General features: G+C 58.8%; 9 protein-coding genes. All 9 read left to right on the top strand.

The window, feature by feature from the left end; genetic code table 11:
• Positions 1-17 precede the first annotated feature (17 nt).
• The 9 genes from ABWQ15_RS02010 (at position 18) to ABWQ15_RS01970 (ending at position 13,011) form a co-directional block, all read left to right on the top strand.
• Entirely contained in the window at positions 18-815 is a 798-nt protein-coding gene (locus tag ABWQ15_RS02010; protein ID WP_353907305.1) for an ABC transporter ATP-binding protein, read from the top strand.
• A 13-nt stretch (positions 816-828) separates the two neighbouring features.
• On the top strand, positions 829-1,530 hold the full coding sequence (locus tag ABWQ15_RS02005; protein WP_353907304.1) for an ABC transporter ATP-binding protein: 702 nt from the start codon (positions 829-831) through the stop codon (positions 1,528-1,530).
• 513 nt (positions 1,531-2,043) lie between these two features.
• On the top strand, positions 2,044-3,234 hold the full coding sequence (gene trpB, locus ABWQ15_RS02000; protein ID WP_353907151.1) for a tryptophan synthase subunit beta: 1,191 nt from the start codon (positions 2,044-2,046) through the stop codon (positions 3,232-3,234).
• On the top strand, positions 3,227-4,003 hold the full coding sequence (gene trpA / locus ABWQ15_RS01995; protein ID WP_353907150.1) for a tryptophan synthase subunit alpha: 777 nt from the start codon (positions 3,227-3,229) through the stop codon (positions 4,001-4,003). Before trpB ends, trpA begins: the two co-directional genes overlap by 8 nt.
• A gap of 31 nt (positions 4,004-4,034) precedes the next feature.
• On the top strand, positions 4,035-5,036 hold the full coding sequence (locus ABWQ15_RS01990; protein WP_353907149.1) for a sugar ABC transporter substrate-binding protein: 1,002 nt from the start codon (positions 4,035-4,037) through the stop codon (positions 5,034-5,036).
• 30 nt (positions 5,037-5,066) lie between these two features.
• Positions 5,067-6,545 carry a sugar ABC transporter ATP-binding protein gene (locus tag ABWQ15_RS01985; RefSeq protein ID WP_353907148.1) on the top strand — a complete coding sequence of 493 codons (1,479 nt, stop codon included), beginning with the start codon at positions 5,067-5,069 and terminating at the stop codon, positions 6,543-6,545.
• Positions 6,546-6,557: 12 nt separating this feature from the next.
• Positions 6,558-7,514, top strand: coding sequence for an ABC transporter permease (locus ABWQ15_RS01980; RefSeq protein ID WP_353907147.1), 957 nt, complete (start codon positions 6,558-6,560; stop codon positions 7,512-7,514).
• Positions 7,511-9,010: a xylulokinase gene (locus ABWQ15_RS01975; protein ID WP_353907146.1), complete on the top strand. Its 1,500-nt coding sequence runs from the start codon at positions 7,511-7,513 to the stop codon at positions 9,008-9,010. Before ABWQ15_RS01980 ends, ABWQ15_RS01975 begins: the two co-directional genes overlap by 4 nt.
• A gap of 473 nt (positions 9,011-9,483) precedes the next feature.
• Positions 9,484-13,011: a diguanylate cyclase domain-containing protein gene (locus ABWQ15_RS01970; RefSeq protein ID WP_353907145.1), complete on the top strand. Its 3,528-nt coding sequence runs from the start codon at positions 9,484-9,486 to the stop codon at positions 13,009-13,011.
• Positions 13,012-13,029 lie beyond the last annotated feature (18 nt).

Genomic DNA, 13,029 nt, shown 5'->3' with positions numbered 1-13,029 from the left:
CCATCCCGTCCGGGGCCATGATCCCCGACCGGGACGCGGATAAGAGCCCGATTCTGGAGTGCATCAATCTGGGCGTCACCTTCGGCGGACTGAAGGCCGTCGAAAACTTCAACCTCACCATCGGACGCACGGAAATCGCCGGACTCATCGGCCCCAACGGCGCCGGAAAGACCACCGTTTTCAATTTGCTGACCAAGGTTTATCAGCCCACCAAAGGGACGATTTTACTGGACGGCAAGGATACCCATGGCATGAACACCATCCAAGTGAATCGGGCGGGTGTTGCCCGTACTTTCCAAAATATCCGCCTGTTTACGAATCTCTCAGTGGAGGATAACGTGAAGGTGGGAATGAACAATGCCATGCACTACAACATGTGGAGCGGCATTTTTCGTCTGCCGGGCTTCTGGAAAGAGGAGCGGGTGGCCCACGAGCGGGCCATGGAGCTTTTGAGCATCTTTGATATGCAGGACATGGCCAGCGCCAGGGCCGGCTCTTTGCCATACGGCGCACAGCGCCGTCTGGAGATTGTCCGGGCGCTGGCGACGAATCCCGGACTTTTACTGTTGGACGAGCCGGCGGCGGGCATGAACCCCTCGGAGACGGCGGAGCTGATGGAGAACATACGGAAAATCCGGGATACGTTCCAGATCGCGGTTTTGCTGATCGAGCACGACATGAAGCTGGTGATGAACATCTGCGAGGGAATCTGCGTGCTGAACTTCGGACAGATTATCGCCAAGGGCAGCCCGGAGGATATTCAGTCCAACCCCACCGTGATCGAGGCGTACCTCGGCAAGAAGAAGGAGGCGTAAGCGTATGAGCGTCATTTTATCTGTGGAAAATCTGAATGTCTCATATGGCAGTATTCACGCTGTTAAGGGTGTCTCCTTCGATGTGAATGAGGGGGAGATCGTCACTTTGATCGGTGCCAACGGCGCGGGGAAATCCACCACGTTGAATACCATCTCCGGCTTGCTGCGAAGCAAGAGCGGATCGGTCACATTCATGGGTGAGGATCTGAGCAAAGTTCCGCCTCATAAGGTTGTCTCCCGGGGCATGGCTCTGGTGCCTGAGGGACGGCGGGTTTTTTTGCAGATGGCCGTTCAGGAAAACCTGGAGATGGGAGCCTATACGAAGGGCAACGCGGGCATTCCCCCGGATCTGGAGATGGTCTATGGGCAGTTCCCCCGCTTAAAGGAGCGGCGGCGGCAGGTGGCCGGAACCCTCTCCGGCGGCGAGCAGCAGATGCTGGCCATGGGACGGGCGCTGATGAGCCATCCGAAACTTTTGATGCTGGACGAACCATCCATGGGGCTTGCACCCATTTTGGTAGAGCAGATTTTCGAAATCATCCAAAAACTGCACAAGGCCGGAACCACCATTTTGCTGGTGGAGCAGAACGCTCAGATGGCGCTGTCGATTGCCGACCGAGGCTATGTGCTGGAAACCGGCAAAATCGTCACCGCCGGCTCCAGCGGGGAGCTGCTGGCTTCGCCCGCCATCAAGAAGGCGTATTTGGGAGGCTGACGCCGTCGGGGAGGGGACAAAACGCCCCTTCCCCAGCCTGCGTTTTTACCAGCCGAAGAAAAAAGCACCCTGCTGTCCGCGAGAGAAATACGGATGAAGATTTGTGAAAAGGTCTGCAAAAAAATTGAAATTATTTGTACAATCTGTACTTGACAATGCAGAAAGATGGGCGTAAGATACGACCCAACAACAAAATATCCTGTTAAACCGCTGAAGTGAAAGTAAAGACCGCCGTGCGCGTCCAGAGAGTCCGGGGTGATGAGAGCCGGGCCGCAATGCAGACAGTCATAATGGGTCACTGAGGGCGCGGCAAAAACGGAGAGCTTCTCCGCCAGTAGCTTGCGACGTCGAAGGCTGACGTTATCCGGCCGGGAGTATGTTGGTACTCTGCTGAGCGCGCGGCCTTTTTGGCCGTGAAACAAGGTGGCACCGCGGTTTTATACCGTCCTTGATGAAGATCATTCATCGAGGACGGTTTTTTTGTTGCCCGAAAGGGAAGAAGGAGGCATTGACATGACCAACGAAAAGGGACGCTTCGGCGTCCACGGCGGGCAGTACATTCCCGAGACACTGATGAATGCGGTGATCGAGCTGGAGAAGGCCTATGACCGCTGTCGCGCCGACCCGGATTTTCAAAGCGAACTGACGGCGCTGCTGAACGACTATGCGGGACGGCCCAGTCGATTGTACTATGCGGCGAAAATGACCAAGGACTTGGGCGGCGCGAAGATCTATCTCAAACGGGAAGACCTGAACCACACCGGCGCTCACAAGATCAACAACGTGCTGGGGCAGGCGCTGCTGGCAAAAAGGATGGGAAAGACCCGCCTGATCGCCGAGACCGGCGCGGGGCAGCACGGCGTGGCCACCGCCACCGCCGCCGCCCTGATAGGCATGGAGTGCGTGGTCTACATGGGCCGGGAGGACACGAAGCGTCAGGCGCTGAATGTCTACCGGATGCGTCTTTTGGGCGCGGAGGTGGTGCCAGTGGATTCCGGCACCGGGACGCTGAAGGACGCGGTCTCCGAGGCGTTTCGGGAGTGGACGAACCGAATTGCCGACACCCATTACTGCCTTGGCTCCGTCATGGGCCCCCATCCCTTTCCCACCATCGTCCGGGACTTCCAGAGCGTGATTTCCAAAGAGATCAAGGCGCAGATGCTGGAAAAGGAGGGGCGGATTCCCGACGCGGTGTTGGCCTGTGTGGGCGGCGGGTCCAACGCCATCGGCTCATTCTATCACTTCATCGACGATCCCTCCGTCCGCCTGATCGGCTGCGAGGCGGCGGGCCGGGGCGTGGATACCTTCGAGACCGCCGCCACTATCGCCACCGGGCGGCTGGGAATCTTCCACGGCATGAAGTCCTACTTCTGCCAGGATCAATACGGCCAGATTGCTCCGGTTTATTCCATCTCCGCCGGCCTTGACTATCCCGGCATCGGCCCGGAGCACGCCCACCTTCATGATCTGGGCCGGGCGGAATACGTGCCGGTGACGGACGAGGAGGCGGTGAACGCCTTTGAGTATCTCAGCCGGACGGAGGGAATTATCCCCGCCATTGAATCCGCCCATGCCGTGGCCCACGCCATGAAGCTTGCTCCGGAGATGAGCGGGGACCGGATCATCGTCATTACGATTTCGGGCCGGGGAGACAAGGACTGCGTCTCCATCGCCCGGTACAGAGGGGAGGATATCCATGAGTAACATTGCAAAGGCCTTTGAAAAGGGCAAGGCGTTCATTCCGTTTCTCACCTGCGGCGACCCGGATCTGGAGACCACGGAAAAGCTGGTGAAAGCGATGGCAGACAGCGGAGCGGATCTGATCGAGCTGGGCATCCCGTTTTCCGACCCCACGGCGGAGGGTCCCGTCATTCAGGCGGCCAACGTCCGGGCGCTGGCTGGAGGCGTTACCACCGACAAGATTTTCGAAATGGTGCGCCGTCTCCGGGAAACCGTCACGGTTCCCATGGTTTTTATGACCTATGCCAACGTGGTTTTTTCCGGCGGGGCTGATACATTCATCTCCACCTGCGCGGAAATCGGGATCGACGGCCTGATTCTGCCGGATATCCCCTATGAAGAAAAGGAAGAATTTGCCCCGCCTTGCAGGCAATACGGACTGGACCTGATCTCCATGATCGCACCTACTTCCGAAAGCCGCATCGCCATGATCGCAAAGGAGGCAGACGGCTTTCTCTACATCGTCTCGTCTCTGGGAGTCACCGGCGTGCGCAGTGAGATCAAAACGGATATCGGCGCCATGGCGGCGCTGGTGCGGGCCAACAGCGAGCGCCCCTGTGCGGTGGGCTTTGGCATCTCCACGCCGGAGCAGGCCGAAAAAATGGCCGCTCTTTCCGACGGAGCCATTGTGGGCAGCGCCATCGTGAAGCTGGTGGCCAAGTACGGACGGGACGCGGTCCCTTATGTCGCGGACTATGTGAAGTCCATGGCGGACGCGACGCACTCGGCATAACGATACATTTATATATAGGAGGGACTTGAACATGAAACAAATTCTAAGCCTGATTGCCTCGGCGGCTCTGGTGCTGAGCCTCTGCGCCTGCGGCGGAAGCGGTGCGGCCTCTTCCGCGGCCTCCGGCAGCGCCGCCTCCGCCGCGGCTTCTTTTGCATCGTCCTCTTCCGTCTCCAGCGCAATGGAGGGCAAAAAGATTTCCGTCATGACTCCATACCTCAGCTCTGTTACCACGAACCAGATGGTGGGCGAACTGCAGACCGATCTGGAGGCGGCGGGCGCAAGCGTGACCGTCATCGATACTGCCAACGACTTTGCCGCTTTGGCCAGCCGCATTGAGGACGTGGTGGCGGCCCAGACCGACGCCATCGTGCTGGTCAGCGCGGACCCCTCTCAGGTGAAAAATCAGCTTCAGGAGGCGTTCGACGCGGGAATTCCTGTTTTTGGCTGCGACAGCGGGTATATCGACGGGATGCAGGTCAACGCCACCAGCGACAACCACCAGATGGGCGAATTGATTACAAATTACCTGTTTAACGACCTGATGGGCGGAAAGGGGACGGTTGTGGCGCTGACCCATCGTCCTCACCCCGGCGTGGCAAAGCGGTGCGAGGCGTTTGACGAGCTGCTGGCGGCACAGAAGGGGATCACCCTTGTTACCGAGCAGCATGTCCCCGCCGAGCAGCCCATCAATGACGCGCAGGATATTGTGGAAAACCTTCTGACGGCCAACCCGGAGAAAGGCTCTATCACTGCGATTTGGTGCGGATGGGACGAACCCGCCATCGGCGCGACGCAGGCCTGCCAGGAAGCGGGACGGGACGAGATTTTGATCGTGGGCGTGGACGGAAACGAGCAGGCCGTCTCTTTAATCAAAGGCGACACGAATTTGAAAGCCACGGTGGCGCAGAACTTCCAGGGCATGGTGGACATTGTGGTGGACCAGATGGGCAAGCTTTTCGCGGGGCAGACCGTTCAGCCCGGGGATATGTACGCGGAAGCGACGCTGATCACAAAAGAGAACGCCGGCTGAGAAGAGGCACAGGGAAGGGAGGGAACGGCCATGCTGCTGGAAATGAAACACATCTCCAAGGACTTCAGCGGGGTTCAGGCGCTGAAGGACGTGAATCTAGGGCTGGAAGCCGGAGAGGTTCGGGGGTTGGTGGGCGAAAACGGCGCGGGAAAATCAACCCTCATCAAGCTCCTGACCGGGGTGTACCGTCTCCGGGAGGGTACGGTCCTCTGGGACGGGCGGGCTGTCTCCCTCACCTCCCCGGCGGCGAGTCAGGCACTGGGCATCCATGCCATTCATCAGGACCGGACGCTGATTCCCACGTTCGACGGAATTGAAAACGCCTATCTGGGCCTTGATTACCCCACCCGCCACGGAAAAATTGACTGGAAGGCCATGGAGGTCCGGGTGCAGTCCGTGGCGGACTCGCTGGGACTGGAGCTGGACCTTTGCAAAACGGCGGCGGAACTGTCACCGCCGCAGCGGACGTGTCTTGAAATCGTTCGGGCGCAGATGCGGGAGTGCCGGCTGCTGATTCTGGACGAACCCACCGCCGCCCTGACGGACCGGGAGGCGGAACGGCTTTTCTCCGTGGTACGGGCACTGAAGGAAAAAGGTACCGCAATCCTCTACGTTACCCATCGTCTGGACGAAATTTTTCGACTGACGGACCGGGTGACGGTGCTGCGCAACGGCGCGATGGTGGACACCGTGGAGACCGAGAGCATGGATCGGGCGCGGCTCATCGCCATGATGACAGACAGTGTTCCGGCCCGGGCCGTGTCCCGCCGGAGAAATTTTGGAGGCGTGCTGTTGGCGGCGCGGGATGTGACCTCACGGGACGGCAGAGTTCTCAGCGGAGAACTCTGCGTCCGGAGCGGCGAGATTCTGGGGCTGTTTGGCCTTGGCGGCAGTGGGCGAACGGAGCTTTTGGAGTGCGTTTACGGCTATCGTCCCATGTCCGCCGGAACGGTGGAGCTAAGCGGCGTCACGCAGACAAGACCCACCCCCGCGTCCTCCCTTCAAAACGGCGTGGCCCTCATCTGCGAGGATCGGCGGGGCAAGGCCCTGATCGGCAATCTGGATGTTCGGGACAATATTCTCCTCACATCTATTGACCGCTTTGCCGTCGGCGGCGTCCTGCGCCGCAAAGCGGAGGATGCCGCGGTTCGGACTCAGATCAACGCGTTGCAGATCAAGTTGGCGGACATGGGACAGCGCATCGCGGAGCTGTCCGGCGGCAATCAGCAAAAGGCCGTGTTTGCACGGGCCATGATGACCTCGCCAAAGGTATTTCTTTGCGACGAGCCCACGCAGGCCGTGGATGTGTTGACTCGGGACGAGATTCACAGGCTTCTTCGCCAAAAGGCGGATGAGGGCTGCGGGGTGGTGTTCGTGTCCTCCGACCTCGGCGAACTGCTGGAGGTGGCTGATACCGTTCAGGTGATGCGGCGGGGACGTACCATCCGGCGCTGGGAAAATGAAAATCTAACGGCGCAGCAGGTCCTTTCCTGCTGCTACGAGACCTGAGAGGTGACAAAGATGAGACGAAATAAAGAAGTCCTGCACCGCGCGCTGCAGTCCTACGGCACGGTGCTGGCCCTGCTGGCGATCGTGCTGGCGTTCAGCGCCATCCGCCCCGGCTCCTTCTGTACCCTGACCAACTTCATCAACATCACCCGGCAGATCTCTTTGCTGGTGGTCATCTCCCTGGGAGCCACAGTGGTGATGAGCGTGGGGGAATTCGATCTGTCCGTTGGCGAAATGGCGAGTCTCGGCGGCGTGATGGCGGCGCAGATGGCGGTGGCGGGAGCGCCGCTGGCTGTGTGCTTCACGTTGCCCATTCTGGCAAGCGCTGTGGTGGGTCTGCTAAACGGGTGGGTAGTGGCACGGTTTCGGGCGCTGTCCTTTATCACGACGCTGGGCATGAGTACGGTGCTCTCCGGCATGGTCTACCGCCTTTCCGGTGGAGCCACGGTGTTTGAAAATATTCCGGACGGCTTTTCCGCACTGGGTACCGCCAAACTGGGCCGCGTTCCTCTGCTGTCGGTCCTGATGGTGGCTTTTGTGCTGATTTTCTGGTTTGTGATGCGGCATACGTCCGCAGGCCGAAAGTTTTACGCCATCGGCGGCGGCGAGGAGGCTGCGCGGATCGCGGGCATCCGCGTAAAAAAGTACAAAATTTTGGCCTTTGTGCTCTGTGCGGTTATGGCCTGCGCCACCGGAATGCTGATTGCATCCCGGGTGGGCTCCGCCAATACCACCGCCGGAGACGGGTATTTTCTCAAGTCCTACGCCGCGGTGTTCATCGGCTGCACCGCCTCACGCCGGGGAGTTCCCAACGTGCTGGGGACATTGCTGGGCGCAGCGATTCTGGGGGTGTTGGCCAACGGCCTCACCATGCTGCAAATGCCCACCTATATGCAGGATATCATCACCGGCGCGATCATTGTCCTCTCTGTGGTGGCCCAGCGTCTGGGCCGGGAGGATGGACGATGAAAAGGGATGAAAAAACGGAGTACATTGCCACATTCGACGTGGGTACCACAGCCGTAAAAGGCGTTTTGGTGGATGAGACGGGCTGTCCCGCCGCCGCATTGTCCGTTGAGATAGCCACGCTGTTTGAGGGGGACCAAAAGGAGCAAGACCCCCAAAGCTGGTGGGACACCTTTCGTAAAATCTCGCTGGAATTTACGAAGAGCGTGCCTTCGGCGCAGATCGAAGCCCTCGTTATGAGCGGCCAGATGCAGGATCTGATTCCGCTGGACCAGGCGCTGAACCCGGTATGCAATGCGATTTTGTACGCCGATGGCCGGGCGGGGGAGCAGGCGAAGCGCATCGAGGAGATCGTGGGTGCGGAGCGGTTTCTCCGGCTCACGGGCAACCGCTGCGACGGGTCGCTTCCGCTTCCAAAGCTGCTGTGGCTGAAAGAGCACCGTCCGGCTCTCTATGCCCGGACAAGTCACGTCCTTATCAGCTCGAAGGATTATCTTCTCGCGCGGCTCACCGGCGTGTGCGCCGGGGATGTCATCGCCGCTTCCACGGCGGGCGCCATGGACATTCTCCAAAAGCGCTGGAGCGGAGAACTTCTGGCTGCTGCCGGAGTATCGCAGGATCTGTTTCCAAAGCTCCTTGCCGCCCACCAGCGAGTGGGCAGTGTTCTGCCGGAGGCGGCAGAACACTGCGGGTATCTTCCCGGCACGCCGGTCTTTGCCGGGACGGGAGACGCCGGAGCCACCACGCTTGCCAGCGGCATCTCCGTGCCGGGGCAGTACAACATCAACTTGGGAACCTCCGGCTGGGTGGCCGCCGTGTCGAACAGCCCACTTTTGACGCAGGAGGGGGTCTTCAATCTGGCCGCCATGCCGGAAGGACGCTATATCAATGTGGTCCCGTTTTTAAACGCCGGAAATGTCCACAGTTGGATTGCGGGCGTCATGGCCGGATTTGCCGGGCGGGAGGCCACCGATTTTGACGCTCTGGGTGTTTTACTGACCCAAAGTGTCCCCGGTAGCGGCGGGACGCTGTTTTTGCCGTATCTTGTGGGGGAGCGGTTTCCGGTGCTGGACCCCGATGCCAGGGGCTGCTACATCGGCCTGACGCCCCGGACCACCTCTGCTGACCTTGCCCGTGCGGCGCTGGAGGGAGTCGCATTCTCCATTCGTCAGGGGCTGGAGCGGCTGGATGCCGCACCTGAGAGCGTTTCCCTGATCGGCGGAGGAGGACGGGAGGCGGTCTGGTGCCAGATTCTGGCGGATGTGCTGGGCCGTGAGATCGCGGTATTCCGGAACGCAGAGCTGCTGCCGGCCATAACCGTAGCGTCGGCGGCACTGCTGGGTCTCGGAAAAATCTCATGCTACGAGCAGTTCACTGCATCTCTCGGCGGGCTTGAAACCTGTGTGAGGTACACACCCTGCATCGGCAGCGGAGAGGTCTACGGTCCGCTGTATGAAAGGTTCTGCCGTCTTCATCCGGCGCTGCGGACGCTGTGGTAAGAGGCTTCCATTCATAAAAATACAGAAAGCTCGTTTAAATGGAGAGGACTATAGAATAAAACCCGACAGCTAAGAGCACCTTCGGCGCATCGCGCCGAAGGTGCTCTTTTACCGGGAAACAGACTTACCTGTTCTTTGCGTGTAAAGATGCGAAATATTACGTTAACTGAGTAAACATACTCTTGCGGACACTGCTGTTTTGAAGTAAAATATGAGTCGGGCCGCTGGATGTTTTTTCAGTTTTTGGACGATTTTAGGTATACTCGGCGTATAAATAAGCGGGAAGTTCTGCATTCGCCGCAGACTGCGGCCGGATCGAAGCAGACAGAGAGACAGGATACATATGTGCCCCCACGGGGAGGAGACGGATATCGGCGGAGGCCGGCCATCCGGCTGAGTGGGGAGTGCTTTTTGCCTTGCGGGCGGCGATTCATTTCGCGCTTGCAGAAGACCAGAGAGAACGGAGAAGACGCATGACAACAACGGAGGGGATGCGCCCGGCACGACCGGAGCAAGCAGTCCGGCGAATAGATGACGGAGGACCTCGGAGAAAACAGCTGCGCCCTTATTCCGACGGAGGGGAGGGCGCGACGATGCAGACCTGCAATACGCTGCTGCTGGTGGACGACATGCAGATCAACCGCACAATTCTTTGTGCACTGTTCGAGGGCGAATATGAGATCCTTGAGGCGGAGGACGGCGCGCAGGCATTGACGCTGATGCGGCGAAACCGGAAACGGATTGCCGCCGTGCTGTTGGATTTGCTGATGCCGGTGAAGGACGGTTACGAGGTGTTGCAGGAGGTGTCGGCAGATGAGACGCTGTCCCGCATCCCCGTCATTGTCATTACCGCCGATCATACTCCTGAGAGCGAGGTCCGAGTTTTCGACCTGGGGGCTTCGGATATTATTACAAAGCCCTTTGAGTCCCGGTCGGTGAAACGGCGGATTCAAAACGCCGTGGAACTCTACCGGCATAAGCTGCATTTGGAAGATCTGGTGGAGGAACAAGCCGCTCAGATCCGGGAATCCGACACCGCGTTGATTGACGGCCTTTCCTCTGTCATTGAACACCGGAGTCTGGAATCCGGACAGCATATCCGCCGTATCCGCGGCTTCACAAGTATTTTACTCCGGGAGGTGGCGCGGGAGCATCCCGAATATGGGATGAACGGACACACCATTGAGATCATTGCCAGCGCCTCATCCCTCCACGACATCGGCAAGATCGCCATTCCGGATGCTGTCTTGAATAAACCCAGCCGGTTGACGCCGGAGGAGTTCGAGATAATGAAGACCCATACCCTCCGAGGCTGTGAGATATTGACGGGTCTCGATCGGATGGGAGACCCGGAATATCTGAGTTATGCTTACAACATCTGCCGTTTTCACCATGAGCGGTGGGACGGCGGGGGTTACCCGGAGAGTCTGCGGGAGAACAATATCCCCATCTATGCGCAGGTTGTGGCGGTGGCGGATTGCTTTGATGCGCTGACTACCGACCGGGTGTATAAGCGGGCAATTCCTCAAAACGAGGCATACAATATGATTTTGCAAGGGGAGTGCGGCGCATTCTCCCCGGGCCTTTTGGAGTGCTTCAAAAGCGTGCAGCCGGAATTCTTTGAGCTATCCCGGAAATATACCGACGGACTGCGTACGGCGGAAGAGGGAAGCGAGGCAGAAATTTGCTGGCCTGCCTATGCCTATGAGGAAGCCCGGACGGCCCAGAGTCAGGAAAAGCTGTTTGCACTGCTCCGTCACCTGGACGCCACAGTATTGGAATTGGATCGGAACGCCGGGACATATCACCTTCTTTACCAGGCGGACCATAACTTTTCCGCCTTTCGTCAGAAAAAAACCGTGGAGGATGCGGGAAAGGCCTTCGTGCGGACCTGTGTCCACCCGGATGATCAGGCGAATGCGACGGAGCTTATGGACGGAGCCTACGACCGCTTTTTTATGGAGGGCTCGCTGGAGTTTTCCGGTCGGTACCGGATCAGGGACAGAGACTCCGGCCAATATGTCTGGTATCGGAATACGTTCCTGCGGCTGGGTTCGGAGGACCCGCGGTGTTGCAGGGCTCTGACCGTCTGGCACAGGGAACCGGAGACTTCGGAACGGCAGCCGTCCGTTCAGCGGAAGGGACCGTGTGATTCCTGCGACCGGATTCCCACTGCCGTGCTGCGGCGCAGGAATGACCGGAAACTCACCATTACGGAAATGAATCGCGGCTTTTTGAATCTGGTGGGATACACCGAAGAGGAGCTTGCCAGCCGCTTCCAAAACCACATGTCCGGTCTCCTGGACCCGGTAGATCGGGATCGGGTACTGGCCCAAAGCCAGCGGCAGATGGCAGTTGGCCGGGAGCTACAGTTGGAGTACCGCATCGGGACCGGAGACGGGCGGACCGTGTGGATTCTTGAAAATAGTATATTGCGCCGGGAAGCCGGAGGCGACGAATATTTTCAATGCGTCCTGACCGACGTCACCGCCCAGAAGCAGGTGCAGGAGGAGCTGCGCCAGAGTCTGGAGCGCTATCGGGTCGCGGTTCAGCAGGAGGGGGACATGGTCTTCGAGTGGAGCGTCGCCTCAGACCGCTTCTGGGTTTCCGGAAACTGGGAGCTGAAGTTCGGCTATCAGCCGCAGAGCGATCTGAGTAAGGCACTGGAGGCAGGCTCCCATATCTATCCCATGGACGTTAAAGACATTCTGCGGGCACGTCAGGCCATCCGCGACGGCGCCTTGCGGGAGGAGACAGAGTTCCGACTGATCGCCGCCGATGGACAGTATCGCTGGCAGCGGGCCAAAATGGCGGTACAGCTTGGCAGCGACGGAAAGCCCAATCGGGTCATCGGCATAATCACGGATATCGAGGTGGAGAAACGGTCGATCGGGGGCCTGGCGGATAAAGCCCGGAGGGACAGCCTTACCGGACTTTATCATAAGTCGGCGGCTCAGGAGCGTATTGAATATTACCTCAGCCACATGGGAGAAAATGAAAACGCCGCTATGCTGCTGGTGGATGTGGACAATTTTCGCGGCGTGAACGATCAGTATGGCCACATTTTCGGTGACGCGATACTGGTGGAGTTGGCCAACCTCTTCAGCAAGATGTTTCGGGACGGCGATGTCGTTGCCCGCGTCGGCGGAGATGCATTCTTGATCTTTATGCCTGCGGTTTCCTCGGAGTCCACCGTAATCAGCCGTGTGCGCCAGCTCATGGAGGTTTGCAAAAGTGTGGTGCAGGAACCCGGACGCGAGATATCGTGCAGTGTGGGCCTTGCGCTGGCTCCGCGGTATGGCCGGGACTGCGAGACACTGTTCCAGCACTGCAGTCACGCTCTATGCCAGGCAAAGGATAAGGGCAAGGGCGAGTATGCCGTATTCAGCGAGGCAAAGTCCTGGGCGGAGAATATGAGTCCCAGGGAACGGCGGCACACGCAGATCGATCCGGAGGCCGATTTTCAGGTAGATCTGTCTCGGGTTATCAGCGAAACGCTGCGGGAGTACTTCAGCACTGGAGACATTGAAAAGGCCATACCCGGTGCGCTGGAGAAGATGGGGCGGCTCTTCCATGTGAGCCGGGCGTACATCTTTGAGGATTCGGCTGACGGCGAATATTGCAGCAGTACCTTTGAGTGGTGCGGCGACGAGATTATCCCCCAGCGGACGATCTGGCAAAACATCTGCTACCGGGATTTGGATACAGACTACCACGAAAATTTCGACCGACGGGGTGTTTTCCTCTGCCAGGATGTGGAGGCTCTGACGCCTATGCAGCGAAAGCTGATGGAGAAACGAAATGCGCTCTCCGTGCTCCAGTGCGCGGTGACGGACAATGGGCGGATTGTGGGGTTCATGGGCTTTGAAGATTGTAAGATCCACCGCGCCTGGACCCAACCTCAGGTGGACGCCATCAGCTTTGCTGCCAAAACCGTTTTCATGATCCTGATGGAAGAGCGAAGTGTTGGGAAGAAATCGGAGAAGCTGACGGAAAACTGAACCGATCAAAGCGAGGGC

Origin of the sequence: Oscillibacter sp. (assembly GCF_040505565.1) — a bacterium.
Classification (GTDB): domain Bacteria; phylum Bacillota; class Clostridia; order Oscillospirales; family Oscillospiraceae; genus Oscillibacter.
Note: the sequence above shows the minus strand (reverse complement) of the source record. Positions and strands in the feature narration are given on the sequence as shown.